The organism is Caulobacter sp. GW456-12-1-14-TSB4, from assembly GCF_059424195.1.
Genome location: NZ_JBWKZF010000023.1, coordinates 19990 through 45865 on the forward strand (window position 1 = coordinate 19990; position 25876 = coordinate 45865).

Here is a 25876-nt window from a genome sequence, read left to right on the forward strand (position 1 = left end):
CCCAAGTTGGCGCCCGCCTTGCGCGGGTCCCGCCGTTCAGTTTCGGTTTGGGACAGTGGGATGGATCACGGCTCGAGGAAGGGCTCTCGCCTGCGCGCGTTTGCGGCGGAGGAGAAGGGCGGCGCGACCCTGGAGACGGCGCTGATCGCCGCCTTGGGGGCGATCCTGGCGTTGACGATGAAGGAGCTGGTGGCGCTGCCGATGCTCAGCTTCTTCACCAAGGCGATGCGGACGCTCAGCGAGGCGCTGTCGGGCTGAGCGCGCCGCGCACGACGACGATCGACCACGGCGGCAGCAGCACGGGCTCCGTCCCGTCCTGGCGCAGCTTCAGGGGCGGCAGGTCGCGGACCGGCCGGCTCTTCTCGCCCGCGTCCTTCCAGGCATAACGCGAGCGATCGTAACGCCAGACCTCGACGGGGCCGGCGAAGCCTCGCGCGGGACCGCCCTGGAACGTGACCGAGGCCGCGTGGGCGACCTTGGGGTCGCGATTGACCAGCATCACGGACCAGCGGCCGTCGGGGCGATGGACGGCGTAGGAACTGATCGCCGGCCGCCCCTTGGCGTCGCGGACGCTGGCGGCGGCGGGCCAGACCTCATGCTCGCCGTGACCCGGCTGGCTCCAGGCGTTGGCCAACAGCCAGGCGGCGTGGAAGGTCGGGTTGCGCCACCGCGCCGCGCCGGTGGCGTCGGTCTGCCAGGTCATCATGTTGCCGTAGCCGGCGCAGGCCAGGTGCTGGTTGATCGGCTGGTTGGGCGTGAAGCCGAACAGGAAGGCTTGGCTCCCGCCGCTGGCCATGAAGCGTCCGACGATGTCGGCGTTTAGCAGCGCCGCCGGCATTTCCGACATCACCCGCCCGGAATAGGCCGAGAAGCCATACTCGCTGATCACCAGCGGCGTGCCGGCCGGCACATGGTCGTCGCGCAGGCGCTGCAGGTCGGCGTCCAGCAGGGCGTCGTGGTCCAGCAGCTTGCCGGCCGTGTCGCCGCAGACGTCGTCGAACGGATAGTGCTCGAACGAGACGAAGCCCAGGTCCTTCAGCCGGCCTTGCGCGGCCAGGGCGTCCACGAAGCGGCGGGTCCACGAGCGGTCCTCGCCGGCGTCCGGCCCCCACATGTCGGCGACGGCGTTCTGCAGGCTGGGACCGCCGGTGGTGATCTGCGGGTCCGCCGCGTGGACGGCGTCGGCCATCTGGCCGTAGAGCGCCGCATAGTCCTCGGGCGCGTTGTACTGGCCATCGGCCTCCTCGCCGATCTCGACCTGGTCAACGGGATAGCCGCGCCGCTTCAGCCAGCGGATCTCGGCCGCCACGTTCTCGGGCGTGTCGAACAGCGCCCCGACCGGGACCATCATCGGCAGGCCGCTGGTCAGGCCGCTGCGATAGACCATGTCCAGGCCCGGCTGCTCCAGGTCCAGGTTCTTGTCGACCGCCCGGTGCCACGGGTCGGTCGAGGACACGTGCATGACGCTCTGGGTCGTGCGCGAGCGGCCCTTGCGGATCGCGTCGTGGAAGCCCTTGGCGTCCAGGGTCCCGAACCCGACCTCGGCCAGCGCGTAGCCCAGGCCGTCGCGAACGTCGGTCGAGCCCTTCGGCGCGGTCCCCGAGGCGCGGCTCATCAGCACCCGCACCATGACCGTCGAGACCGGCGCGTCGGCCAGCTTCAAGGTCGCCACCCCGCCGGTCGCGCCCTTGATGTCGCCGTGCGGGAAGGTCACCCAGGCGCCGTCCGGGTCCCAGTCGTCGTGGCCGGTCCAGTACTGCACCTGGTAGTCGACCGCGTAGGGTGTGGCCCAGGTCAGCCGCGCGGCGTCGATCTGTTTGGCGTCGCCCAGCTCCGCGGCCAGCCACTGCGGCCGCGCCGGGGCGTGGGTGTAGCGACTGTCCAGATACGGATTGGACTTCCAGAAGGTGCGGACGTCGCCGTCGTCCAACCGCGAATAGCCGGCGTTGTTGGCGTTGTCCTTGGTCATGCCGCGCCGGGGCAGGTCGTAGCCGTGCGAGAGGGCGATCAACGCGCCGGGCTTGTCGCTGGACGTCCAGTAGCCCTGGGCGTGGGCGGCGTCGCTCCAGCGGCCTTGCGGGTTCCAGTGCCAGACCTGGTTGCCCAGCTCGGTCCGCAGGCGATAGGTGATCTTGCGCAGGCCCACCTGGCGCATGGCCTTGATGTTGCCGGGCGTATAGGTCGCCGCCACCTCGCCCTGGCCCATCCCGTCCAGCCCGCCGCCGAACGCCTCGTCGGGACGGAAGACGTTCGCCGGCTTGCCGGCGGAGAGGTCGACGACGACCTGGTCGGGGATGGGGGGCAAGGCGGCGATCACGGCTCGCGTTCAGCGCCAGCTTTGCGGCGAAGCTAGGGCGCTTAGGTCGCCACCGCCTCCAACTCCGCCATCACCGCGTCCGACAGCACCAGATCCGCCGCCGCCAGGTTCTCGCGCAGGTGGGCCACCGACGAGGTCCCCGGGATCAGCAGGATGTTGGGCGAGCGCCGCAGCAGCCAGGCCAGGGCCACCTGCATCGGCGTCGCGCCCAGGCGCTGGGCCACGGCCGAGAGGGCCGTCGACTGCACGGGCGAGAAGCCGCCCAGCGGGAAGAACGGCACGTAGGCGATGCCGGCCTCGGCCAGGTGGTCGACCATGGCGCCGTCGTGGCGGTGGACCAGGTTGTACAGGTTCTGGACGCAGGCGATCTCGGTGATGCTCCGCGCCTCGGCCACCTGGGCCGCGGTGACGTTGCTGACGCCGATGTGGCGCACCAGGCCTTCGCGCTTGAGGTCGGCCAGCACGCCCACCTGCTCGGAGATCGAGCCCTCGGCCGGACCCATGCCGAACATGGCGCGGTAGTTGACGACGTCCAGCGCCTCCAGGCCCAGGCGCTTGAGGTTGTCGTGCACCGCCGAGCGCAGCTCGTCGGGCGTCTGGGCCGGCAGCCACGAGGCGTCGTCGCCGCGCCGCGCGCCGATCTTGGTGACGATCACCAGGTCGTCGGCATAGGGGTGCAGCGCCTCGCGGATGATCTCGTTGGTGACGAAGGGGCCGTAGTAGTCGCTGGTGTCGATGTGGTTGACGCCCAGCGCCACGGCCTCGCGCAGCACGGCGACGGCGGCGGCGCGATCCTTGGGCGGGCCGAACACGTGCGGGCCGGCCAGCTGCATGGCCCCGTAGCCCAGCCGCCGGACGGTGCGGTCGCCGAGCTTGAAGGTCCCGGCCCCATCAATCTTGGAAGTGTCGATGGCGGTAGTCATGCGTCCCGTTCCTTGCGTTGTGGAGCGAGGCGTAGCATCTGAAGAATCCTTCAGTTTTGGAATTCGCTTTCGATGACCGCCCTCGCAAGCCCCCTGAAGCCCCGCAAACAGCCGGTCCAGGCCCGATCGGCCGCCACGATCGAGGCGCTGCACACCGCCGTGATTCAGGTTCTGATCCGCGAGGGTCTCAGCCGCTGCACCACCACCCGCATCGCCGAGCGGGCCGGCATGTCGGTCGGCAGCGTCTACCAGTACTACCCCAACCGCGACGCCCTGCTGGCGGCGGTGCTGGAAAAGCACCTCAGCGACATCGCCGACACGATGGTCCAGGTCTGCCTCGACAACCACGGCCAGCCGGTCGCGCGGATGGCCCAGGCCCTGGTCGAGGGCTACCTGGCCGCCAAGCTGCGCGACGCCGGCGAGTCCCGGGCGCTCTATGCGGTGGCGGGCGAGCGCGGCGGCGCCGCGCTGGCCGGCCGCGTCTACAAGCGCATGGAGACAGCGGTCACGGCCCTGCTGGCCACCGCCCCGGACGCGACGTTCGAGGACCCGGCCATGACCGCCTCGATCGCCCTCAACGCCTTGGTCGGCCCGGTCCGCTCGATCCTGGACCGTGAGGCCACGCCGCAATTCGAGGCGCGGCTGCAGGGGGAGCTGATCGTGTTGCTGACGGCGTATCTGAGGACGGGATGCGCGTGAGGCGCATTGCGGCTTCTAATATTTCGAATAATCTAGAAATATGGAATCAAAAGCCGCTGTCACCATGCTGTCCGCCCTCGGCCACGAGGGGCGTCTTGCGATCTTCCGCCTGCTGGTGAAGGCCGGACCGGACGGCGTCGCGGCCGGGGAGATCGCCCGGACGCTGGAGGTCCTGCCCAACAGCCTGTCGGCCAATCTCAACGTCCTGTCGCACGCGGGCCTGCTGACCTCGCGGCGCGAGGGGCGGTCGATCCTCTACGCGGCGGACTACGCGGCGATGAGCGGGATGCTGGGCTTCCTGATGGAGGACTGCTGCAACGGCGCGCCCGAGATCTGCGCGCCGTTGGGCGAGGTCGTCGCCCGCGCCAAGGCCTGCTGTCCGTGACCTTCGTGCGCCGCCTCGTCGCCGAGGCCCTGGGCACGGCGCTGTTGCTGGCCGTGGTGGTCGGCTCCGGGATCATGGGCGAGCGCCTGGCCGGCGGGAACGTCGCCATCGCCCTGCTGGGCAACACCTTGGCCACCGGCGCGGCGCTGGTCGTGCTGATAGGGGTGTTCGGGCCAATCTCGGGCGCGCACTTCAATCCGGTCGTGACCCTGGTCGCGGCCCTGCGGCGCGAGCTGCCGTGGCGGCTGGCCCTGGCCTATCCGATCGCCCAGGTCCTCGGCGCGGTGCTGGGCGTCTGGGCCGCGCACGCCATGTTCGGCGAGGCGATCCTGCAGGTCTCGACCAAGCTGCGGGACGGCGGCGGCCAGGCGTTCTCGGAGGTCGTGGCGACGTTCGGGCTGGTCGCGACGATCCTCGCCACGGTGCGGTTCAGGCCGGAGAGCACGCCGATGGCGGTCGGGCTCTACATCACCGCCGCCTACTGGTTCACCGCCTCGACGTCGTTCGCCAATCCGGCGGTGACGATCGCGCGCGGGCTATCGGACACCTTCGCCGGGATCGCGCCGTCCAGCGCGCCGGCTTTCATCCTGGCCCAGATCGTCGGCGCGCTGCTCGCGGCCGCCGTCTTCGGCTGGCTCCTCAGGACGGAGACGCCCGCATGACCGACTTCCCCATCGTCATCTTCCACAACCCGGCCTGCGGCACCTCGCGCAACACGGTCGCCATGGTCGAGGCCGCCGGCTATGCGCCGACGGTCGTCGAGTACCTGCAAGCCGGCTGGACCCACGACCAGCTGCGCGAGCTGGCCGCCGAAGCCGGCCTGACGTTCCGCCAGCTGATGCGCGAGAAGGGTACGCCGGCCGAGGCGCTGGGCCTGCTGGCCGAGGACGTCGGCGAGGACCGTATCCTCGACGCCATGGTCGAGCACCCGATCCTGGTGAACCGGCCGATCGTGGTGACGCCGAAAGGCGTGAAGCTGTGCCGGCCGTCCGAAGCCGTGCTCGACCTGCTGGACCGCAAGCCCGTCAGCTTCACCAAGGAAGACGGCGAGGTCGTGAAGCTCTGAGCCCGAAGGCCTGCCGCCCGCCGCCGGCGAGTCCCGAGCGCCCTAAGCCCTAGGCGGCGAGCGTGGCGGGCGGTGCTGGCGGGCCGTGTCTACAAACGCATGAAGACGGCGGCCCCGGACCTGCTGGCCACGGCCCCGGACGTGACGTTCGAGGACCCGGCCATGCCGGCTTCGATCGCGCTGAACGCCCTGGTCGGCCCGGTGCGCTCGATCCTGGACCGCGAGGCCACGCCGCAGTTCGAGGCGCGGCTGCAGGGGGAGTTGATCGTGCCGTTGACGGCGTATCTGAAGACGGAGACCCGTTAGAGGTCCGTCGCCCTAACAACCGTCATTCCCGCCACGAGGGCGAGTTGCGGAGGTAGAAGTCCTAGATCGCGTCCAGGAAAGTCCCTGGGCCGTAGACCGCAACCAGATTGACGTTGTGCTGGGCCGTTCCATCCATGAAGTCGATGTAGAAGTTCTCGACCGCGCGGGCATAGGCGCCGATATGGGCCTTCTGTCCCTCGGCGATCAGGTACCCGACCATGCCGGCCTTCATGGCCAGGTCGTGGTCGAAGCCCCCCATGCGCTGGGTCGCCAGGGCGTCGAAATATCCCTGCGCGGCCATGACGCTGTCGATAGCGGCGGAGATGTTGATCCCCGCTGCCTGGGCGTAGGCCTTGCCGATCACCGCGTCATAGGCCTTGTCGATCGCTTGACGGAAGGTGAGGCCGCCGTACGCCGCCGCGAAGGCTGCCTTGCCTTCGCCGACCAGGCCCAGGTTGGCGGCGAAGTTGATGTAGCGGTTCTCGGTGTTCATCGCGGCGTAGATGCCGCCCGCATCGTTCAGGTCGCTGGCGTTGTCGGGCGAGTTGACGAGGTACTTCAGGCCCGCCTGGCCCGGGCTTTTGCCCGTGAAGAACTGGTAGGCCGTCAGCGCCACGCTGGTGGTCGGAAGGATAAGGGTTTCCAGCGCTCGAACGAGGTCGCGCGTGGCCATCAGCGCAAGGCCAGGCAGTTGGGCCTGGTCGCCAGGTTTTATGGCGTCAAGACCTGTCAGGTTGAGGTATACAGTTCTCAAGTCGGGAATGTTTACGACAAAACCATTCTGGTCATTATTGATGACATTGATTGTGGCGGACACTACCTTCGATGGATCAGCAATCGCGCCAGAGATGCCCGCCGTGATCTTGAGCGAATTTCGTGGACCGGTGAAGTTTTCTTCCTCAACGACGACATAGGTCTGTGCTTTTGTCTGGCCAACCGCCAAGTCCAGATACGTTATCTTGCTTTCATTCCCCATCCCGGAATTGAAGATGGCGACCTGCACAGGCTTGCTCATGGGCGCGGGTAGTGTGACCTGCACCAGGATCTTGCCGCCTTCCATGACCGTGGTCACGTCCACTGACATCGACAACGGTTGATCGGCATTGATGACGACGGGGCGAAGGCCGCCAAGCTGAGCGGGCGTAAGCTTGCTGGCGTCCACGTTCTTAAAGATGCCGTAGGTCTGCCAGTTATTGTAAGGGAGTTGCAGTAATGCGTCGGCGCCTGACTGAACAAACCGTATGAGGCCGTCTGCAAACGGACTGGTGCTGTTTCCTTCGAAATAAGACAGGATGTCCAGCTTATCTTCGTAAGAAAAGTCCGCAACGGTGAAGTATTTAATGCCTCCGCCGTCCTTTAGCCTGAATGTGTCGGAGCCGGAATCGCCATATATGAGGCCTCCGCCATTTAGATAAATTGTGTCGGATCCAGCACCACCGTGAACAACGGCCTGGCTTGTCGCATAGTCCTCGACCCAGATCTTGTCGTCGCCGTCTCCAGCGTCAACGCTCAGAGTTCCCGGCTGCCACAAACGTCGTTTGATCGTGATGTAGTCGTCACCCGCCCCTGCGAAGACTTCGGTATCGCTATCGTCTGATGGCAGGATGAGATCATCCCTGCCGCTGGTGCCGTAAACAATAGTCAAGAGGGCAAATCCTTACCGGACATAAGCTGCACGCTCAGGTGGAGATCGTTGCCTCTAACTACTGTATGTACCTCCCCAGCGTCAAATTGATCTCGCCATTGTCCTTCGCGACAAGCGGTGCGCTGTCTTCCGCCAAGGGCCGTGAGCCGACTTTGCCGGTAGCGGTCGCCACCGTCATTTCACCCCGAGCGAGGCGCGCCCTTCGCTGACGCGTATCGACCTCAATCGGCCGTCATGCAGGCCGGTCAATGGGCCGATGAGGCTGGGGAGCGTCTAAGCCGACTTGATGAACTCGTAGGGCCGCCGTCAACGTCCGCCATGGATGGAGAGTGCGGTCGTTACGACCGCAAACGGATCAAAAGTTTTGCGAAGCAACCAGCGCGGGTTGAGCCGCCCCCCCAATAACGGTCGGCCCAACTCGACATCGCTGGACCAAAGAACGCCTGCATCGCTCTAAGTTCTCCACGTCCTTGCAGGTTCTCGATGAAGCTAACCGCGATCACGTTGGTGACGTCTTCGTGGCCTTCTCTCCACGCATCCTCCAACATGGAAAGCGCCTTCACCAGAACTGCCCTGTCAGCGTCCGAACCATCCTTGAGGCCGATCAGAAAGGGCGTCAGTTCGCCGAAGAAGAAAACATGGGGAAGCACCTCGTCGTAGCCGGCTATGTGGTCTTCGAGCATCGGCGCAAGACCGGGAACATCCCGAGCCAACTGATCTACGAGAGCGAAGCTGTCCATGCGACGAGGTTAGCTTAGGCACGGAGTTGACCAAAGGTCCGACTTGGGTCGTGAGCCGACTTTGCCGGCAGCGGCGCGCCACCGTCATTTCAGGGTAGGAACGACGAAGCGCTGGGGAGGTTGGGCCTCGAGGCGAGCGGTAGGCTTACTGCCCGCCCCCAGCCTTCAGCGACTCCCAACTCCTGCCCGCCCCCGCTTGCCCAATCGCGGCGCGGAGGTAGGCCAGGTTGTTGTTGACCTGTTCGGGCGGCAGGTCGGCGCGGGCCAGTTTCTCGGCTTCCGGCAGGCGGCCTTGCAGGCCGACGACCAGGGCCAGGTTCTGGCGCACCTGGATGCCGGCCGAGGGCAGGGCGACGGCGTGGCGCAGCTGGGCCTCGGCGCCGGCCAGGTCGCCCTTGGCGGCCAGGTGCATGGCGTAGTTGGCCAGCGGCGTGGCCTCGGTCGGCGCCAGGGCGATGGCCTGGCGGTGGGCGATCTCGGACTCCTCGTCGCGCTCGGCCTGCTCGTAGGCCACGCCCAGCAGGGTCTGCGGACGCCAGTCCTTGGGATTGGCGGCGGCGGCCTTGCGGGCCGGCTCGATGGCGTAGAAGCCCTGGCCGCGGGCGATGTGGGCGCGGGCCAGCTCCAGCAGCAGCGCCGAGTCATCGGGATGCGAAACGAGCGCCTTGGTCGCGGCCTCGGCGGCCTCGTCGTTGCGGCCCAGGGCGCGCAAGCTGCGGGCCAGACCGGCGCCGGCTTCGGCGTCGGCCGCGTCGGCCTCGAACTCGGCGCCCCAGAAGGCCGACTGCGCCAGCGGGTCCAGGCGGCGAGCCTCGGCGCGCTGCTGCGGCGAGGCCTTCATCGGCGGCTTGGGCGCCGCTTGGGGCGCTTCAGCCGCCGCGGGGACGGGCTTGGGCGCGTCGGCGGCGAAAGCCGCGGGCGCGATCACCAGCGAGGCCAGCAGGCTTGCGACAAGGGCTTGGTTGCGACACATGAAAGACATGTCTCCAGAAGGTTCGCCCATTGTCCGGGCGCGGCCCTCAAGGAATCGTTAAGCATAATTTTAAAGGACTCCGCCGATGTCCGACGCGACGCATCCGATCCTTGAGCACGCCGAGGGCCAGGCGATCCCGGTCCATCCGATGTCGGAGGGAGAGCTTGAGGGCTTCCTGGCCAGAAAGCGTGCTTCGGTAAGGACTTACGCCGCCGCCAACAAGTTTTCAGGCAAGACCGGACAGGTGCTGGCGGTGCCCGGATCGAGCGGCGCGGTCGAGCAGGTGCTGCTGGGGACGGGTTCTGGCCGCGTTGATCTGTCGCTGCTGCGCACCCTGGCGGGCAAGCTGCCGGCCGGTGAGTACGCGCTCTCCAAGCTGCCCAAGGGCGTCGATCCGGAGCAGGCGGCCCTGGCCTTCGCGCTCGGGACCTATCGCTTCGACCGCTACAAGAAGCGCGGCGAGCCGATCGCCCGGCTGGTCGCGCCCAAGGGCGTCGACGTCGCCCAGGTGACCGCCTTCGCCCACGCCTGCGCCCTGGCCCGCGACATGGTCAACACCCCGGCCAACGACATGGGGCCGCTGCAGATCGAGACCATCGCCCGCGAGATCGCCGAGAAGTACGGCGCGGCGGTTTCGGTGGTCACCGGCGATGAGTTGCTGACGCAAGGCTATCCGGCCGTCCACGCCGTCGGCCGCGCCGCCGTCGAAGCCCGCAGCCCCCGGATGATCGAGATCACCTGGGGCGACGCTTCGCACCCGGTCGTGGCGCTGGTCGGCAAGGGCGTGGTGTTCGACACCGGGGGCCTGGACATCAAGCCCTCGGCCGGCATGCGGCTGATGAAGAAGGACATGGGCGGCGCCGCCCACGCCCTGGCGCTTGGCCGGATGGTCATGGAAGCGCAGCTGCCGGTGCGCCTGGTCATCCTCACCCCCGTGGTCGAGAACGCCATCGCCGGCGACGCCATGCGGCCGGGCGACGTGCTGCAGACCCGCGCCGGCCTGTCGGTCGAGGTCGGCAACACCGACGCGGAAGGCCGCCTGATCCTGGCCGACGCCCTGACCCGCGCCGCCGAGCTGAAGCCCGCCCTGACCCTGGACTTCGCCACCCTGACCGGCGCCGCGCGCATGGCCATGGGCCCGTTCGTGATCCCGTTCTGGACCCCCGACGACAAGCTGGCCGGCCAGATCGAGACAGCCTCGAAGACGGTGTCGGACGCGCTGTGGCGCCTGCCTCTGACCGAGGCCTATCGCGAGGCCCTGGACAGCGACATCGCCGACCTCAAGAACGACCCCGACGCCTGGGCCCAGGCCGGCGCCACGACGGCGGCCTTGTTCCTGCAACGGTTTGCGCCATCTGGTGAAGATGTGGGACCCTGGGCCCACTTCGACGTCTTCGCCTGGAACCCCAAGGGCCGCCCCGGATTCCCGGTAGGCGGCGAAGTCCAGGCCATCCGCGCCGCCTTCGCCATGCTCAAGGGCCGTTTCGCATGACGCTCGATACCCGCATCACCCTGGCCCGGCCCGACCTGGCCGACCAGCGCCTGGAGGGGCTGGCCCCGGCCGAGCGCTATGCCCCCAGCCGGGTGATGGTCTGCGCCGCGCCGGTCAGCGCCATCCGCGCCGCCCCGCAGGCCGACGCCGAGCAGTGGGACCAGCTGTTGTTCGGCGAGGTCTTCCGCGTGCTGGAGGAGAAGGACGGCTTCGCCTGGGGCCAGGCCCCGCGCGACGGCTATGTCGGCTACGTCGCGACCTCCGACCTGGTCGAGCAGGGCCACCCGCCGACCCACGCGGTGTCGGCGATCCGCACCTATGCGTTCTCAAAGCCCGACATCAAGTCGCGGCCTGCGGGGCTCTACAGCCTCAACAGCCTGGTCACGATCGAGGCCCGCGAAGGCCGCTTCGCCAAGGCCGCCGGCACGGGCTGGTTCGTCGAGGCGCACCTCACCCCCATCGGTCGAGGCGAGAAGGACTACGTGTCCGTCGCCGAGCGTTTCGTCGGCGCGCCCTACCAGTGGGGTGGCCGCGAGAGTCTGGGCCTGGACTGCTCGGGCCTGATCCAGCAGGCGCTCTACGCCTGCAACCGCGCCTGCCCGAGGGATACCGACATGCAGCGCGCCTTCTTCGCGGAGGTGGACGAGGCGGAGCGGAAGCGCGGCGACCTGGTGTTCTGGAAAGGCCACGTGGCGGTGCTGCTGGATGCGGACACCATCCTCCACGCCAACGCCCACCACATGGCCACCGCCGTCGAGCCGCTGGCCGAGGCGATCGCGCGGATCGAGGCCACGCCGACGGGCGGCGTGCTGGGGTACCGGCGGGTCTAGACCGTGCCGTCGTGCCAGTAGCCCCGAGGCGGTTGCCCGACCAGCCAGCCCGAGCCCGTGAACAGCTCGATCTGATGACCCAGGGTGTTGGCGAACTGCTCGTTGTCCTTGTACTGGCTCGAGGCTTCCCAGGCCGCGTCCTGCGCCGCCCCGCTAAGGCCGCCGTCGGGTCCTTCCAGGAAGGACTTGCGATCGAGGTAGGCGATCTGGTGGCCGGCCGGCAGGGCGTGTCCCAGTTCGTGGTTCACCGCGTATTCGAGGCCTCCGGTCCAGAGCTGGCCGCCCAGGTTCGCCGCGAGGCCGCCCAGCTCGATGGTGACGGTGGCGTGTGAATTGATGTCCGCGAAGTTGGCGTAGGTCGTATGCGCGCCGCGTTCGGTGGTGATCCCGGCCGCGTTGGCCGATTGCGGGTCGTAGATGTTGAAGTCGACGTTCTTGATCAGCTTCACTAGATCCGAGCCGCGATAGATGTTGCCCAGCGAGTCCTGGAAGGTCTTCGCGCCTTTCAAGGCGGCTTCGCGAACGTTGTTGAAGATGGTCTCGATGATCTCGTCGGCCATCGCTCGCTCGACGGGGTCATCCGTATTGATCGCGACGTGGACGTGTTCGGTGACGTAGTTGGCGGCGGTGACGTCGGCGGCGTTGAAGCGCGCGGCCTCGACCGTGCCCGCGACGGTCGACCGGTAGCCGATGATCTGGATGCCCGCGAGCGAGCCCTGGGTGTTGGGCGCGCTATAGATGATCAGCGGCGCCACGGCGTCGGCCGCCGGTGGCTGTTCGGGTGGCGGATCGCGGGTCAGGTTCGCGGACATGGTTGATGGCTCCGATACTCGGGAGGAACTGAGGGGGAAGCTTTTCAGTGCGCGGAAGGGGGCGGCGGCGCTCAGGGGTAGCGCGGCTGGGCGTCACGCCAGCACGGCGCAAGGGTCTTTTCGGCGCGCACCCACCATTTGCCGATCACCGCGCCGCTGGGGTCGGTGATCGTCATGTTCGACTCCGCGCCCCCGATCAGGCCCCAGCGGCTGAGGACCCAGCCGCTGCTGTGGGTCGGCGGAGGATCCGGGAAGGGCTTGGCGATCTTGGCGAGCGGATAGGGTGAGAAGGCGGGCAGATGTTCGAGGTCCGTCATCACCGTGGCGAGGCCCGGACAGGCGCGGCCGTCGATCCATTGGACACTGGCCGCCGGCGGTTCACCGGCGGGCGAGAGACCGGTGCTGCGCGAGACGTCCTTGCGGACGAACCAGACCGGAGCGGGACGGGGGAGCGGCGCGCCGTTTGGCCCGACAGTGACCTGGCGTCTGAAAACCACCCGATTGCGCGTCTCGCCACCGTAGCTGGCGCCGCCGTACTCCAGCGACACCCATGGCGCGGAGACATGATCCTGACCGGGGCCCAGGCCCGCGACAGTCTCCTGTCCAGCCAAGAGCAATCCAAGAGCCAAGGCGGATGACAACATGAACGCTACTCCGGATACTGGACCGGAGACGATCACGGCGAAGGTCGCTATGCAATGTTAAATTGTATGGCGCGGAGGATTTCGATCGCCTAGCGGGCTTACTTGAGGCCGCTGCGCACCGTTTCCAGCACGCGGTACTGCGCCTCCAGCATCGCCCGGTTCGGGTCGTGGCCGACGCGGGGGAGGGGCAGGTACTGCTTCTTCGGGGCGGTGATCGCGTCAAAATAGGCCTTGGACACCTCCGGCGGCGTGACCAGGTCTTCCTCGCCCTGGATCAGGTAGACCGGCATGGCGAACCGCATGCCCAGCTTGCGCAGGTCGATGCCTGGCCCGATGCCGTCGCCCTTGGCGCCGACGAACTGGGAGAACGAATAGTCCTCGCCGGCTTCATAGGCGGCTTCATAGGCCGGGGTGTCGTAGCCCGGCGCGAACTTGAACCAGCCCTGTGGCGGCGGGTCGGTCTTCAGGGCTTCGTACTTGCGGGTGATGCGGCGCAGGATCCCGAAGGCGCGGGGATTGGTCCAGGGCGGCGGGCCCAGGGCCTTCAGCTTGTCCAGCGAGTCGGTGTCGCCCGCCGCCGTGGCCAGTTCCGTGGCTCGCGCGTAGCCGATCTTCACATTGGCCTGGTAGTCCACCAGCTGCCCCGTGCCGACATAGGCGCTGAACAGGTCCGGCGCGGCCATGGCCATGTTGGTGGCGAGGGCCGAGCCCCAGGAGCCGCCCATCAGGATCACCTGGCGCTTGCCGAACCGCGCTTGAGCCCACCGCGCCATCTCGACGCCGTCGGCGGTCAGGCGCTGCATCGTCAGCACCTCGTCCTCGGCGGGCTTGTTGGCTTCGTAGGTCTTGCCCGAGCCGCGCTGGTCCCACTGGACGACCGTAAAGGCCTTGGCCCAGTCGCCGAACAGGGTATGGGCGAAGGGGGTGTTGGGATTGCCCGGACCGCCATGGACGATCAGCAGCACCGGATTGGCGCAGGCCTGGCCTTCGACCACCACCCACTGCTTGAGGCCGCCGATCTCGACATAGCCCTGCTGGTCGACCGGCTTGCCTGCCGTTGGGCCGTTCGTCTTGCACGCGGGGCTGAGCGTCTCGGCCTGCGCGACGCCACCCACAGCCAGCGCCAACAGCGCGGCTACGACCAAACCCCTCATGACGTCCCCACTAACGCGAATACCAAACAAAAAGGCCGCGGAGCTTTCGCTTCGCGGCCTCTTCGATCTTCGATGCCTGGAAGGCTTAGGCCTTCGGAGCGGCAGCCGGGGTCGTCGGAGCGGCGGCGGCCGGAGCAGCAGCGCCAGCAGCGGCCGGGGCGGCGGCGCCCTCGGCGGCCGGAGCGCCAGCAGCCGGAGCCGCCGCGGCGGCGGCCGGACGCGGCGGCGGGACCGGCAGCTTCGAGCCGAGGCTGTGCAGATAGGCGATCATGGCGATGCGGTCTTCCGGCTTCTTCAGACCCACGAAGGTCATGTTGGTGCCGGGGACGTCCTTACCCGGGGCCTTCAGGAAGGTGTACAGGGCGTCGTAGTCCCACACCGCCTGTTTGCCCGAGAAGTCCTTCATCGCGCCCGAATAGTTGTAGCCCGGGTGGGCGGCGGGCTTGCGGCCGACCACGTCCCACAGGCCCGGGCCGGTGGCGTTGGCGTTCGAGGCGTCCAGCTTGTGGCAGGCCGCGCACTTGGCCGAGACGGCGGCGCCGGCGGCCACGTTGGCCGGGGTCAGCACGGCGGCCCAATCGGGCGGGGTGTCGGCAGCGGCGGCGCCGCCGGCCGATTCTTCCTGGACCGCGATCTCGTAGCCGGCCTTCTCGACTTCATGCTTCTTGAAGACGATGTCCGACGCTTCGCGGAGACCGAAGATTACGAGGCCGGTCAGCAGCACGCCGCCAGCGATCTTGTTGAACGTCAGGTCGCTCATTTCAGCCTAGTCAGCCTCTTGTCGGCCCGACCGAGGACGGGCTTGAAACCAGCGCGTCGGAATCGCCAGGACGAGTCCCCAACGCGCGTCATGTTGCGCTCGCGTCTCTTACACGCTACCGCCCCTCGCGCAACCGGTCCGCAAAGATTTGAGGCCCAGAACAGCCATGAACCCGATCGTCCTGATCCCCGCGCGCATGGCGGCGACGCGCCTGCCCAACAAGCCGCTGGCCGACATCGGCGGGCTGCCGATGATCGTCCGGGTGCTGAAGCAGGCGCTGGCGGCCAATATCGGTCCCGTGGCCGTGGCGGCGGGCGATCCGGAAATCGTCCAGGCGGTTCAAGCCGCTGGCGGCGTGGCGGTGCTGACCGACCCCGACCTGCCCTCCGGCTCGGACCGCATCTTGGCGGCGCTGGCGCAGCTGGATCCGGGGTTCGAGCACGACGTGGTGATCAACCTGCAAGGCGACATGCCGTTCGTCGATCCGGCCGTGCTCAGTGACTGCGCCCGGATACTTAAGGAGTTCGACGACGCCGACATCGCCACCGTCGTGGCGCCCGAGGCCTCGCCCGCCGACCGCTCGAACCCCGACGTCGTCAAGGCCGTGCTGGCCATGGAGGACGACGGCCAAAGCGGCCGCGCGCTCTATTTCACCCGCTCGACCCTCTATGGCGACGCGCCGGTGTGGCGCCACATCGGCATCTACGGCTATCGCCGCGAGGCGCTGGTGGTGTTCAACGACACCGCCCCCTCGGCGCTGGAAAAGCGCGAGAAGCTGGAGCAGCTGCGCGCCATGGAGCTGGGCCTGACCATCCGCGCGGCCGTGGCGGTCGAAGCGCCGATCTCCGTCGACAACCCCTCGGACCTCGAAGCGGCGCGACAAGCCGCAGGGAAGAATTGATGAGCATCCTCAAGAAGATCGCCTTCCAGGGCGAGCCCGGCGCCAACAGCCATGAGGCCTGCCGCACCTATTTCCCGGACTACGAGGCCTATCCCTGCGCCACGTTCCAGGAGGCGTTCGAGGCCATCAAGACCGGCGTGTGCCAGTTGGGCATGATCCCGATCGAGAACTCGATCGCTGGGCGCGTCGCCGACGTCCACCACCTGCTGCCGGCCTCGGGCCTGAAGATCATCGGCGAGCGCTTCAAGCCGATCCGCTTCCAGCTTATGGCCAACAAGGGCGTCAAGCTCTCCGACATCAAGGTCGTGGCCTCGATGCCGATCGCGCTCGCCCAATGCCGCAACAGCCTGCGCAAGCTGGGCGTGGCGACCGAGGGCGCGGGCGACACCGCCGGCGCGGCCAAGGCCCTGGCCCTGAAGCCCGACCCGACCCGCGGCGCCGTGGCCCCGGCCCTGGCCGCCGAGATCTATGGCCTGGACATCCTGGCCAGCGACATCGAGGACGAGCGCCACAACACCACCCGCTTCCTGGTGATGACGGCCGACAAGAGCCCCACGCCGCCGCCGTTCACCCACCGCTGCGTGACCAGCTTCGTGTTCAAGGTCCGCAACCTGCCGGCGGCGCTCTACAAGGCCATGGGCGGTTTCGCGACCAACGGCGTCAACATGACCAAGCTGGAAAGCTACATGGAGGACGGGGCGTTCACCGCCACGTTCTTCTATGCCGAGGTCGATGGCCGGCCGGAGGATCGCAGCCTGGCGCTGGCGTTCGACGAGCTGCGGTTCTTCTCGGAGAAGTTCGAGATTCTGGGGGTTTATCCGGCCGATCCGTTCAGGGATCGGGGGTAAGGCCCCTCCACCGCCGTTCGGCGGTCCCCCTCCCCCAAAAGGGGAGGATAGAGCGGCTCTCCTCCCCCTTTGGGGGAGGGGGACCAGCGAAGCTGGTGGAGGGGACGGCGCCAGCCTCTCCGAACGTCACCCTTTCCGATACCGGCGTTCTCCGTCTACCCTCCTGGCAAAAGACGGGGAGGGTTCACGTGAATAGCTCGATGATCGCGCCGGTGATGGTGCTGGTGGCCTGGTCGCTGCTGATCTGGGTGTGGATGTACATCCACCGCATCCCGGCCATGCACAAGGCCGGGATCAAGCCGCAGGAGGCCCGGTTCCCGGGCTCGCTGGACGGGCTGCCCGACACCGCGCGGCAGGCGGCCGACAATTACAACCACCTGATGGAGCAGCCGACGATCTTCTACGCGGCGGCCCTGGCTATTCAGGTGGCGGGCCATGCGGACCCGATGGCGGTGCATTTCGCCTGGGTCTATGTCGGGGTGCGGGTGCTGCACAGCCTGCTGCAGGTGAGCGTCAACCTGGTGCCGGTGCGGTTCCTGCTGTTCGTGATTTCCACCGGGGTGCTGGGGGCGATGGTGGTGCGGGAGCTGGTGCGGATTTTCTGATTAAGAACCCCTCTCTCATGGAGAGAGGGAGGGGCCCGCCGCGTAGCGGTGGGAGGGTGAGTGGGTACGCCGGTCGACGGCGTGCCGGCACTCCGTCAGACCTCGTAACCACTCACCCCAACCCTCTCTCTAAGAGAGAGGGAGCTCGCTTTGCCGCTAGTTGGCGTCCAGCCCGATATCCAGCACCGGCGCCGAGTGCGTCAGCGCGCCGACGCTGATCACGTCCACGCCCGTCTCGGCGATGGCCCGCACCGTGGTCAGGTTCACCCCGCCCGAGGCCTCCAGCACCGCCTGGCCCTTGGCCAGGGCGACGGCGATCTCCAGGTGGTCGAGGCTGAAATTGTCCAGCATCACCACGTCGGGGCCGTGCTTCAGGGCCTCTTCCAGCTGGTCCAGGCTGTCGACCTCGACCTCGACCTTCACGAGATGGCCGGCATGCGCCCGCGCCCGGCGGACGGCTTCGCCGACCCCGCCGCAGGCGGCGATGTGGTTGTCCTTGATCAGGATGGCGTCATCCAGGCCGAAGCGGTGGTTGACCCCGCCGCCACAGCGGACGGCGTATTTCTCCAGCGCCCGCAGGCCCGGCGTGGTCTTGCGGGTGTCGACGATGGTCGCGCCCGTGCCCTCGACCAGGCGGACATAGGCCCGGGTCAGGGTGGCGATGCCGGAGAGGCGGCCCAGCAGGTTCAGGCCCGTGCGCTCGGCGGCCAGCACCGCGCGGGCATTGCCCTCGGCGCGGGCCAGCACCGCGCCCGGCAGCACGTCGGCGCCGTCCGGGGTCAGCACCTCGAAGGTCGCGGTCGGGTCGAGGGCGGCCAGCGCCAGGCGCGCGCAGGACAGGCCCGAGACGCGGCCGTCCTGGCGGCTGGCCCAGACCACCGAAAGCCTCGCGTCCGGATCGATACAGGCCTGGCCGGTGATGTCGCCGGCCCGGCCCAGGTCCTCGGCCAGGGCGTGGTCGACGATTGGGCGCACGAGGACGTCGTCCAGCGGGGTCACGAGATTGGCGGGCATGGAAGGTCCTTCAGGCGGCTTGCTGGCGCAGCGCGTGCGCCGCCTCAAGCGTCACGAACGTCCGGACCGGTTCGGCCGCGGCCGGGAAGTCCGAGCGGAAGTGGCCGCCCCGGCTTTCATGGCGGGCCAGGGCGCCTTCGACGATCAGCCGCGCGGCGATCAGGACTGGGCAGGGCGTATAGCCGGGCGCCAGGGTCTCGATCACCTCCAGCAGGCGGGTCAGGCCCGCCGCGTCGCGGATCACGCCGGCGTCGCGGCTCATGGCCTTGCGCAGCACCTGCAGGCTGGCGTCGGGCAGGTCGGGATAGGGCGCCAGGCTGACCGGTTCGCCGCCTTGAGCCTCCTCGGCCGCGGCCGCGTGACCGGCGCGGGCCCCGAACACGGCCGCTTCCAGCAGGCTGTTGGAGGCCAGGCGGTTGGCGCCCTGCACCCCGGTCGAGGCGCACTCGCCGGCGGCGTAGAGGCCCGGCAGGCTGGTGCGGCCGTCCAGGTCCGTGGCCACGCCGCCCATGTGGTAGTGCACGGCCGGGACGACCGGGATCATCTCGCGGCGCGGGTCCAGACCGCCGGCGCGGCAGGCCTCGAACACGGCCGGGAATTCCTTGGGGAAGTGTGGGCCGACGGCGGCGACGGCGTCCAGGAACGCGCCGCGACCGCTCTCGCGCTCGGCGTGGATGGCGCGGGCGACGACATCACGGGGCGCCAGCTCGCGGGCCGGGTGGTAGCCCGCCATGAACGCCACGCCATCGACGTTTCGAAGAATGGCTCCCTCGCCGCGCAGGGCCTCGGTGGCCAGGGGGGCGGGATCGCGGCCGATGTCGATGGCCGTGGGGTGGAACTGCACGAACTCCGGATCGGCGATCGTCGCGCCGGCCAGCGCCGCCAGGCCCAGGCCCTCGCCGCGCACTTCCTTCGGCGTGGTGGTGACGGCGTAGAGACCGCCGATGCCGCCGGTGGCCAGGATGACGCTGTGGCCGCGGATCTCGACCAGTTCGCCGTCGATCTCGGCCAGGACGCCGACGATGCGGCCGCTTTTGTCCTGCAGCAGCCGACGGGCGCGGGCGTTCTCGCGGACCTCGATGGTCGGGGTGGCGCGGACGCTGGCGATGACGGCGGCCATGATCGCCGCGCCGGCCCCGTCGCCGCCGACCCGCGCGACGCGGGCCTTGGCGTGGGCCGCCTCGAGGCTGAGCACGAACTCCCCGCCCGTCTTGCGATCGAACGGCGCGCCGAGGGCGGCCAGGTCGCGGACGGCCTGCGGGCCTTCGGTGGTCAGCAGTTCCACGGCCTTGGGATCGCAGAGGCCCGCGCCGGCGGCGATGGTGTCGGCGGCGTGCAGGGCCGGCGTGTCGTCAGCGGCCAGCGCGGCGGCCATGCCGCCCTGCGCCCAGGCGCTGGAGCAGCCGGTGGCCAGCGGCGTCGGCGACAGCACCAGCGCCTTGTGCGCGGCGAGCGCGGCCGAGAGACCGGCCAAGCCGGCCCCGAGGATCACGGGGCCGTCGAAATCTACGCGATACTGGGTCATCTCACGCTCCACTCCCTTCCCCTTGATGGGGAAGGGCCGGGGATGGGGTGAACACGGCGGTCCGACCATCCGAGAAAGACGAAGGACAGGGTGGAAGCGGATCGGCCGCGTCACCCCCATCCCCAACCCTTCCCCCATCGAGGGGGAAGGGGGTTTTCAGATCAGCTCGACATTCACGTGATGCCGCGCCTTCACCAGGTCGTACCGAGCCGGAACGGCCGGCGGCGGCAGGTCGACCATCCGCTGCACGGCCAGGCGCGCGCGGTCGAGGATGTCGGCGTCCACCGTCACCTCGAACTGCTCGTAAACGAGGGCGTCGTGGATGTTCTGCAGGGTGATCCGCTTCATGTGCGGGCACATGTTGCAGGGGCCGATGAACTGGGTCAGCGGGCTTTCGGCCTGGACGTTGCTGGCCATCGAGCACTCGGTGATCAGCACCACCTGGGCGGGCTTCCGCTGGGCGACATAGTCGTTCATCGCAGCGGTCGAGCCGGCGAAGTCGGCGGCTTCCAGGATCTCGGCCGGGCACTCGGGGTGGGCCAGGACTTCCGCGCCCGGCCAGGCCGCGCGCATGTCGGCGATGTCGCTGGCGGTGAAGCGCTTGTGCACTTCGCAGTGGCCGGCCCAGGCGATGATCTTGACGTCGGTCTGGCGCGCGACGTTGCGGGCCAGATATTCGTCGGGGATCAGGATGACCTTGTCGACGCCCCACTCCTTGGCGGCCCACTCGACCACCTGCACGGCGTTGGCGCTGGTGCAGCAGATGTCGGTCTCGGCCTTCACGTCGGCGGTGGTGTTGACATAGGTCACGACCGGGATGCCCGGATAGCGCTGCTTGATCAGCCGCACGTCGGCGCCGGTGATCGAGCTGGCCAGGCTGCAGCCGGCCTTCAGATCCGGGATCAGGATCTTCTTCTCGGGCGAGAGAACCTTGCTGGTCTCGGCCATGAAGTGGACGCCGGCCTGGACGATGATCTTGGCGTCGCTCTTGGCGGCTTCCTTGGCCAGGGCCAGGCTGTCGCCGACGAAGTCGCCCACGCCGTGGAAGATGTCCGGCGTCATGTAGTTGTGGGCCAGGATGGCGGCGTTCTTCTCGCGCTTGAGGCGGTTGATCTCGGCGATCAACGGGGCCTGCGCGCGCCACTCCAGCGGGGTGACGTGGTGCTTGACCTTGTCCCAGATCCCGCTGGTCTCCGCCTCGATCTCGGCGGTGAACTCCAGGGGAGCGGCAAACCCGTCGGCCATTTGAATCTCCGTTATGCTCAAACTGAGCATTTCCAGGGCCTCAAAAAACGCCGGGCCAGCTTGAGCGTTCCCGCTCTCGGCTTCCGGCGCCTGAGGTTATGCTGAAAGTGAGCATAACCATCCCGTCACATATAGACCTTGCGGCGGGAATTGCAAACCCGCCGCGAAAAAATGGGCCGATCCCGGAGGACCGGCCCGCGCTCGTCAGTCGTCCAGGCCGCCGCCGTTGGCCAGGTGCAGCGCGTCCGCGCCGGCCGGGAAATGCAGCTGGCCGCTGGTGTCGTTGACCGCCGCCCACACCGCCTGGGCGACGTCGCTTTCTTGGGTGGTCAGCTGCGGCTGGCCGAACTTGGCGAAGATCGGCGCGGCGAAGCCCTGATAGGCCTCGGGGATCAGGTCCATCGGGCTGATCGCCGTGTTCTGGGTGAAGCGGGTGGTCGGGCCGTAGCCGGGCTCGACGATCTTCAGGCGGATGTCGAAATAGGCCAGCTCCCGGGCCAGCGACTGCGAGAAGCCGGTGATCGCCTGCTTGCTGGCCTTGTAGGGCGCGGCCAGAGGATAGGGCGCCAGGGTGACGCTGGAGGTGACGTTGACGATCGCCCCCGCGCGACGCTGGCGCATCCGCGGGATCACCGCCTGGCACATGGCCATGACGCCGAAGGTGTTGGTGTCGAACACCTTGCGGATATGGGCCATCGGCGTGGCCTCGAACGCGCCCATCACGCCGATGCCGGCGTTGTTCACGAGGGCGTCGATCGGCCCGGCGGCCGCGAGGCAGGCGGCGATGCTGGCGTCATCGGTGACGTCCAGCGGTAGGATACGCAAAAGCTCCGAGGGCGGCAGGACCTCGGGGTTGGGCGTGCGCATGGTGGCGATGACGCTCCAGCCTTCGGCCAGGAAGCGGCGAGCGGTCTCCAGGCCGTAGCCCGAGGATGCGCCGGTGATCAGGATCGTTTGCATGGGATCTCCGTGGGGTTGGGATGGTCACGGCATACGGCGATCGGATCGGACGTTACATAATCGGAAGTCTGGAATTATTGCTCAACTGTCCAAAGTCAGCGGTTCGCGCGCGAACCGGCCCGGCGAGCAGCCCTGGCGCTTGCGGAAGGCGGTGCTGAAGGCGCTGGCGGACTCGTAGCCGATGTCTTCGGCGATGCGGTCCAGGGTCTTGTCGCCGCCGATCAGGGCGTCCTTGGCCAGGGCCATCCGCCAGCGGGACAGATATTCGATCGGCCCGCAGCCCAGCACCTCGGCGAAGCGCGCGGCGAAGGCCGAGCGGGACTGGCCGGCGATCCGCGCCAGGCTGGCGACCGTCCATCCGGCCCGCACGTCGGCGTGCACGGCGCGCAGCACCCGCGCCAGGGCCGGATCGCGCAGGCCGTTCAGCAGGCCGGCCCGCGCGGCATCCTCGGCGAGGCTATCGCGGCGCAGGGCCTCGACCAGCAGCACTTCCAGCAGGCGCTGCAGGATCATGTCCTTGCCGGGATCGTCGCTGGCGCACTCCTCCATGATCAGCGCGATCACCCGCGTCAGCCGGTCGCTGCGGCCCTCAGAGGCGGGGATGCGGATGATGTCGGGCAGCAGGGCCAGCAGCAGGGGCGCGTTGACCGGCTCGATGCGGAAGGCCCCGCCCAGCGAGACGAAGTCGGGATCGCCGTCCGGGTCGCCATGGCGCACGGGCGCGTCGGTCGGCTCGCGCGGGACGCTGGGCTCATAGGGATGGCTGGAGAGCGTGAAGGCCGGCGCGGACGGCAGCAGGACGAAGTCGCCCTGGCTCAGCCGCACGGGCGGGCCGCCGTCGAAGGCGATCCAGCAGACGCCCTTCAGGATGATCGTGAAGCCCGGCGCCTTGTGCGCGGCGTAGCGCACGCCCCAGCGGCCCTTGCCGCTGATCGGCTTGGACATGGCCGCGCTGGGGCGGAGCAGGGCGATGATGTCGCTGAGCGGATCCATGCTGGACGATCCATAATTCAGAACCTGTCTGAGATTACGGATGATCCGGACCTTTTGGCAAAAAGAAACCCCGGAGCTTGCGCTCCGGGGTGAGAAAGGGTCCGGCCGGGGATAGTCGGCCGGACGGGGAGGAAACGGTTTCCGCTTACTTCAGCTTGGCGCTCAGCGAGACGCCGACGATGCGGGGCTCGTTGTAGACGGCGGCCATGTAGTTCTCGATCACGCCCTTGAGGTTCTTCTCGTTCGTGATGTTGCGGCCGAACAGGGCGATCTCGTAGCCCTTGTCGAGGTTCTCGTAGCCCAGCTTCAGGCCACCCTCGAAGGAACCCTTCGAGTAGAACTCCTTGGTCTTGTAGAGCACGAAGTTCGTGTAGCCCTGGACGTTCCAGTCGGTCGAAACGAACACGCGACCGGCTTCGCCGACCGGGATGTCATAGCGGCCCGTGAAGTTCAGGTTGTACTTCGGAGCGTTCGGCAGCGGCTGGCCGTCGATCTGGGCGAAGGTGTTGGCGCCCACCTTGATCGTCGGGTTTTCGACGGTGCAGACCACGATGCCGTTGAGGGCGCAGACCTGCGCGTAGACGCGCTTGTCCTTGATCTCGCTGTGCAGGTAGCTGGCGCCGGCCGTCAGCAGCAGGTTGCGGACCGGACGCCACTCGAGGTCGGCTTCCACGCCGTAGGCCTGGGCCTTGTCGGCGTTGAACAGCACGCCGTTGCCGTTGCTGTCGTTGCCGTTCAGCTGGATGTTCTTGACATCATAGGTGAAGGCCGAGGCGTTGAAGCGCAGGGTGTTCTCGAGCAGGAAGCTCTTGAAACCGACTTCGTACGACTGGATCGTTTCCGAGTCCGCCGTGGTGAAGTCGGCGTTGAACACCGCCGAACGGCCCTGGATGGTCGGGCCGCGGAAGCCCTTGGCCGCGCGGGCGTAGACGCTGACGTCCTGATTGACCTGGTAGTTGGCCGACAGGTCCCAGCTGACCTGCTCGTCCGCCAGGCGGACATAGCGGCGGCCGGTATAGGTCGAGACGTTGGCGGCGTTGTTCGAGGTCTTCACCAGGACGGTCTTCTTGGCGTCGTAGGTGTCGCGCAGGCCGCCCGTGATCGTCAGGGCGTCGGTCAGCTGGTAGCTGACCTGGCCGAACACCGCCCACGAGGTGTTCAGGTTGTTCAGCAGCACGTAGTTGTTGGGGTTGTAGCCGGCCGAGGTCGGCAGCAGGAACACGCCGCGCTGGGCGAATTCGGTGTTGTCGCGCGAGTCGAAGTACAGGCCGCCGACCTGCCACTTCAGCTTGCCTTCGCCGTTGCTGGCCAGGCGGATTTCCTGGGTCAGCTGGTCCAGGTCGTGGACGCGGCCTTGCGACTGGCCAAAGCCGTTCGGCACGCCGCCGACCGGGAAGTTGGCCGCCGCGCCGCCGTCGGTGTCGCCACGGCTGTAGCCCGAGGTGTGCTCGTAGGCGCTGATCGAGGTCAGGGTCACCGGGCCGAAATCGTAGTCGACGTGGGCCGAGATGCCTTGGGTGTCGTAGGCCTGCGGGTTGTTGTTGGCTTCGTCGAAGGCGACCTGGTCACGCGGCGCGCTGCTCTTGTTCGAGCCCTTGGTCAGGGCCTGACGCAGGAACAGGGTCGAGGTGCCGGCATATTCACGGGCGTGGGCCGAGACCAGGACCGACAGCTTGTCGTTCGGCTTGGCCAGCACCTGGATGCGGGCGTCCTTTTCGCTGAAGCCGCCCATGGCGTTCTTCTGCGGGGTCTTGGTGCCGTCGGCGCTGACGCCGGCGAAGGTGTTGTCCACATAGTCGTCGCGGTGCTGGTACAGCACGGCGGCGCGGAACATCAGGCCGGGCGCGATCGGGCCGCCGACGCCGCCGTCGAAGGTGGTCGTGCCGTAGGTGCCGTACGAGGCCGAGAAGCGGGCGTTGAAGTCCTCGCTCGGCTTGATGGTGTCGAACTTGACGATGCCGGCGGTGGTGTTGCGGCCGAACAGCGAGCCTTGCGGGCCGCGCAGCACTTCCACCTGGCCGATGTCGAACAGCGGGTTCGACTTCAGGACCACGTGTTCCATGATCACGTCGTCATGGATGATCGACACCGGCTGCGAGGCGCCGAGGTAGAAGTCGATGTTGCCCAGGCCACGGATGTAGAAGCGCGGGAAGATCCGGCCCGTGGTGGTCTCGGCGTAGAAGCTGGGGACCTTGCCCGACAGGGCGAGGATGTCGCTGCCGTCGGCGGTGATGGCGCGCAGCTGGTCGCCGGCGACGGCGGCCACCGACAGCGGCACCTTCTGCAGGTTTTCCGAGCGGCGCTCGGCGGTGACGACGACTTCGTCCAGCGCCGTCGACGGGGCGTCGTTGGCGGCGACCTGCTGGGCGTGGGCGGCGCCGGCGATCAGGGTCGCGGCGGCCGCGCCCAGGAGCAGGGCGAGCTTGTTGGTGTGGGTAGTGCGCATGGTGTTGAGAGACCCCTGGTTCGCGGCCTTTGTGGCCGTCTAGGACGCGCCGGCGGCGAGGGAGCAAGCTCCCCGCGCCCGAGCGCTTCCGCGCTATAGAGGGAAATCGATGTCAGTTCAGTGAAAGATTACTTACTTTTAGCGAGTGTTGCTTTGGCGCCATTGGTCAGGGCGTCCTGATCTGCTCGCGAACCGCTGCTCGCTCAAAAAAGCGCCAGGGATAGACACCGGTTACTTCGCGCCGGCCGCCTGACAACGTTGTCCGGAAGCGCTCCCAACTTGTGCGGCGTTCCGCACAAACTGGCGGAAATCCGCGCGGAAACGCCGACCGATGTCTTGAGACAAATTTTGCAACAATCCGATTATGCCAACAAGATCATTGGCTTAAAGTTTTTGCATTGCCCGTTGCGGCATTTCCCATGACCGAACATGGTTCTTCCCAGGCGCTGATCACGAGCGCGGCAGGGAGCGCGGTCCGAGAGGACCGGCAGGAACAGGGGCAACACATGCCATCCATCAGTGTGAAGACGATACCGCCAGACATCGCGTCCTAGGGGGACGCCTCGTCGCGGCGCCGGGAGGCCCGCGCGACC

26 protein-coding genes are annotated in these 25876 nt (G+C 68.0%); 11 read left to right on the forward strand and 15 right to left on the reverse strand.

Annotation, left to right across the window (positions count from 1 at the left end):
- Positions 1 to 60: 60 nt before the first annotated feature.
- Positions 61 to 258: a hypothetical protein gene (locus tag AC07YH_RS19260; RefSeq protein ID WP_494748569.1), complete on the forward strand. Its 198-nt coding sequence runs from the start codon at positions 61 to 63 to the stop codon at positions 256 to 258.
- Here the strand turns inward: AC07YH_RS19260 and AC07YH_RS19265 are convergent.
- Positions 236 to 2305 (reverse strand): discoidin domain-containing protein, encoded by a 2070-nt coding sequence (locus AC07YH_RS19265; RefSeq protein WP_494748570.1) that lies wholly within the window; start codon positions 2303 to 2305, stop codon positions 236 to 238. The genes AC07YH_RS19260 and AC07YH_RS19265 overlap by 23 nt on opposite strands.
- Before the next feature lie 53 nt (positions 2306 to 2358).
- Positions 2359 to 3240 (reverse strand): aldo/keto reductase family oxidoreductase, encoded by an 882-nt coding sequence (locus tag AC07YH_RS19270; protein WP_494748571.1) that lies wholly within the window; start codon positions 3238 to 3240, stop codon positions 2359 to 2361.
- Between the two features lie 72 nt (positions 3241 to 3312).
- Here AC07YH_RS19270 and AC07YH_RS19275 point away from each other — a divergent pair, with 72 nt between their 5' ends.
- The 5 genes from AC07YH_RS19275 to AC07YH_RS19295 all read left to right on the forward strand — a co-directional run bounded on the left by AC07YH_RS19275 (position 3313) and on the right by AC07YH_RS19295 (position 5696).
- Entirely contained in the window at positions 3313 to 3939 is a 627-nt protein-coding gene (locus tag AC07YH_RS19275; RefSeq protein WP_494748572.1) for a TetR/AcrR family transcriptional regulator, read from the forward strand.
- Between the two features lie 40 nt (positions 3940 to 3979).
- Positions 3980 to 4324, forward strand: coding sequence for an ArsR/SmtB family transcription factor (locus AC07YH_RS19280; protein ID WP_494748573.1), 345 nt, complete (start codon positions 3980 to 3982; stop codon positions 4322 to 4324).
- A complete protein-coding gene (locus AC07YH_RS19285) occupies positions 4321 to 4986 on the forward strand; it encodes an MIP/aquaporin family protein (protein ID WP_494748574.1) in 666 nt (221 codons plus the stop codon). Before AC07YH_RS19280 ends, AC07YH_RS19285 begins: the two co-directional genes overlap by 4 nt.
- Complete coding sequence (arsC, locus tag AC07YH_RS19290) at positions 4983 to 5390, forward strand: arsenate reductase (glutaredoxin) (protein WP_494748575.1); 408 nt, start codon at positions 4983 to 4985, stop codon at positions 5388 to 5390. Before AC07YH_RS19285 ends, arsC begins: the two co-directional genes overlap by 4 nt.
- A gap of 99 nt (positions 5391 to 5489) precedes the next feature.
- The gene (locus AC07YH_RS19295) at positions 5490 to 5696 is read left to right on the forward strand and encodes a hypothetical protein (protein WP_494748576.1); all 207 of its coding nucleotides are present in this window, start codon (positions 5490 to 5492) and stop codon (positions 5694 to 5696) included.
- A 61-nt stretch (positions 5697 to 5757) separates the two neighbouring features.
- Here the strand turns inward: AC07YH_RS19295 and AC07YH_RS19300 are convergent, their stop codons facing one another.
- The 3 genes from AC07YH_RS19300 to AC07YH_RS19310 form a co-directional block, all read right to left on the reverse strand.
- Entirely contained in the window at positions 5758 to 7341 is a 1584-nt protein-coding gene (locus tag AC07YH_RS19300; protein ID WP_494748577.1) for a hypothetical protein, read from the reverse strand.
- 338 nt (positions 7342 to 7679) lie between these two features.
- On the reverse strand, positions 7680 to 8081 hold the full coding sequence (locus AC07YH_RS19305) for a DUF7674 family protein (RefSeq protein WP_494748578.1): 402 nt from the start codon (positions 8079 to 8081) through the stop codon (positions 7680 to 7682).
- A 145-nt stretch (positions 8082 to 8226) separates the two neighbouring features.
- Positions 8227 to 9054, reverse strand: coding sequence for a tetratricopeptide repeat protein (locus AC07YH_RS19310; protein ID WP_494748579.1), 828 nt, complete (start codon positions 9052 to 9054; stop codon positions 8227 to 8229).
- Between the two features lie 85 nt (positions 9055 to 9139).
- Between AC07YH_RS19310 and AC07YH_RS19315 the strand changes: the two genes are divergently transcribed.
- Entirely contained in the window at positions 9140 to 10546 is a 1407-nt protein-coding gene (locus tag AC07YH_RS19315) for a leucyl aminopeptidase family protein (protein WP_494748580.1), read from the forward strand.
- Positions 10543 to 11376, forward strand: coding sequence for a C40 family peptidase (locus AC07YH_RS19320; RefSeq protein ID WP_494748581.1), 834 nt, complete (start codon positions 10543 to 10545; stop codon positions 11374 to 11376). Before AC07YH_RS19315 ends, AC07YH_RS19320 begins: the two co-directional genes overlap by 4 nt.
- Here the strand turns inward: AC07YH_RS19320 and AC07YH_RS19325 are convergent.
- The 4 genes from AC07YH_RS19325 to AC07YH_RS19340 all read right to left on the reverse strand — a co-directional run bounded on the left by AC07YH_RS19325 (position 11373) and on the right by AC07YH_RS19340 (position 14746).
- A complete protein-coding gene (locus AC07YH_RS19325; RefSeq protein ID WP_494748582.1) occupies positions 11373 to 12188 on the reverse strand; it encodes a hypothetical protein in 816 nt (271 codons plus the stop codon). The genes AC07YH_RS19320 and AC07YH_RS19325 overlap by 4 nt on opposite strands.
- A gap of 71 nt (positions 12189 to 12259) precedes the next feature.
- Positions 12260 to 12832: a hypothetical protein gene (locus AC07YH_RS19330; RefSeq protein WP_494748583.1), complete on the reverse strand. Its 573-nt coding sequence runs from the start codon at positions 12830 to 12832 to the stop codon at positions 12260 to 12262.
- A 98-nt stretch (positions 12833 to 12930) separates the two neighbouring features.
- Positions 12931 to 13986 carry an alpha/beta fold hydrolase gene (locus AC07YH_RS19335; RefSeq protein WP_494748584.1) on the reverse strand — a complete coding sequence of 352 codons (1056 nt, stop codon included), beginning with the start codon at positions 13984 to 13986 and terminating at the stop codon, positions 12931 to 12933.
- A gap of 85 nt (positions 13987 to 14071) precedes the next feature.
- Positions 14072 to 14746: a c-type cytochrome gene (locus AC07YH_RS19340; RefSeq protein ID WP_494748585.1), complete on the reverse strand. Its 675-nt coding sequence runs from the start codon at positions 14744 to 14746 to the stop codon at positions 14072 to 14074.
- Positions 14747 to 14912: 166 nt separating this feature from the next.
- Between AC07YH_RS19340 and AC07YH_RS19345 the strand changes: the two genes are divergently transcribed.
- From AC07YH_RS19345 to AC07YH_RS19355, 3 genes are all read left to right on the forward strand, one after another.
- Positions 14913 to 15647 carry a 3-deoxy-manno-octulosonate cytidylyltransferase gene (locus AC07YH_RS19345; protein WP_494748586.1) on the forward strand — a complete coding sequence of 245 codons (735 nt, stop codon included), beginning with the start codon at positions 14913 to 14915 and terminating at the stop codon, positions 15645 to 15647.
- Positions 15647 to 16495, forward strand: a complete 849-nt coding sequence (locus AC07YH_RS19350; protein ID WP_494748587.1) for a prephenate dehydratase — start codon at positions 15647 to 15649, stop codon at positions 16493 to 16495. The genes AC07YH_RS19345 and AC07YH_RS19350 overlap by 1 nt, the downstream gene beginning before the upstream one ends.
- Before the next feature lie 188 nt (positions 16496 to 16683).
- Positions 16684 to 17100, forward strand: coding sequence for an MAPEG family protein (locus tag AC07YH_RS19355; protein ID WP_494748588.1), 417 nt, complete (start codon positions 16684 to 16686; stop codon positions 17098 to 17100).
- Positions 17101 to 17256: 156 nt separating this feature from the next.
- On the opposite strand, the gene nadC is transcribed toward AC07YH_RS19355, so the two are convergent.
- The 6 genes from nadC to AC07YH_RS19385 all read right to left on the reverse strand — a co-directional run bounded on the left by nadC (position 17257) and on the right by AC07YH_RS19385 (position 25283).
- Complete coding sequence (gene nadC, locus AC07YH_RS19360) at positions 17257 to 18114, reverse strand: carboxylating nicotinate-nucleotide diphosphorylase (RefSeq protein WP_494748589.1); 858 nt, start codon at positions 18112 to 18114, stop codon at positions 17257 to 17259.
- Between the two features lie 10 nt (positions 18115 to 18124).
- Positions 18125 to 19639, reverse strand: a complete 1515-nt coding sequence (locus AC07YH_RS19365) for an L-aspartate oxidase (RefSeq protein WP_494748590.1) — start codon at positions 19637 to 19639, stop codon at positions 18125 to 18127.
- Between the two features lie 156 nt (positions 19640 to 19795).
- On the reverse strand, positions 19796 to 20884 hold the full coding sequence (gene nadA, locus AC07YH_RS19370) for a quinolinate synthase NadA (RefSeq protein WP_494748591.1): 1089 nt from the start codon (positions 20882 to 20884) through the stop codon (positions 19796 to 19798).
- A 204-nt stretch (positions 20885 to 21088) separates the two neighbouring features.
- Positions 21089 to 21844, reverse strand: a complete 756-nt coding sequence (locus tag AC07YH_RS19375; protein ID WP_494748592.1) for an SDR family oxidoreductase — start codon at positions 21842 to 21844, stop codon at positions 21089 to 21091.
- Positions 21845 to 21925: 81 nt separating this feature from the next.
- Positions 21926 to 22837 (reverse strand): AraC family transcriptional regulator, encoded by a 912-nt coding sequence (locus tag AC07YH_RS19380; protein ID WP_494748593.1) that lies wholly within the window; start codon positions 22835 to 22837, stop codon positions 21926 to 21928.
- Positions 22838 to 22982: 145 nt separating this feature from the next.
- A complete protein-coding gene (locus tag AC07YH_RS19385; protein WP_494748594.1) occupies positions 22983 to 25283 on the reverse strand; it encodes a TonB-dependent receptor in 2301 nt (766 codons plus the stop codon).
- Positions 25284 to 25876 lie beyond the last annotated feature (593 nt).